Origin of the sequence: Bradyrhizobium sp. 62, assembly GCF_023073035.1 — a bacterium.
Lineage (GTDB): Bacteria > Pseudomonadota > Alphaproteobacteria > Rhizobiales > Xanthobacteraceae > Bradyrhizobium.
On sequence record NZ_JADPIT010000002.1, the window covers coordinates 393,260 to 393,706 of the forward strand.

At 65.5% G+C, this 447-nt stretch carries 1 pseudogene; it reads right to left on the reverse strand.

From position 1 onward, the window contains the following. Window positions 1-447: pseudogene (locus IVB47_RS02080) on the reverse strand (flagellin); the annotation flags it as partial.

The window sequence follows — 447 nt, forward strand, 5'->3', positions numbered from 1 at the left end:
AGTCGATCTGCGCAAGGATGTTGTTGTACTGGCCGACCAGGTTCGAACGCGAGGTCTGGGCAACCGTGTCCTGAACGGGGCTGGAAGCCGTCGAGAACGTCAGAGATGAGGTCAGCGTGCCGCCGATCGCACCACCCGCGGCGCTCGAACCGATCGTCGAGGACGCGTAGTCGTTGGTGGTCGAGACCGTCAGCAGGCCGTTGGCGTCGATCGTCGCCGTCAGGTTGTTGGCCTGAAGCTTCGTGTTGAGCTGATCGAGCGTCTTGACCGTGCCGTTGGTGCCGTCGCCGAAGGTGGCATTGACCGCCGTGCCGCCGTTGAAGGAGGAGAAGGTCAGGGTCTTGCCTGTGAGGCCGCCGACGCCCGAGGTCCGTGCCGCGGTGAAGGCGCTCGCAGTGCCGGTGTTGCCGGCGAAGCCAAGCGCGTTCAGCGCATTGCCGGTGCCGG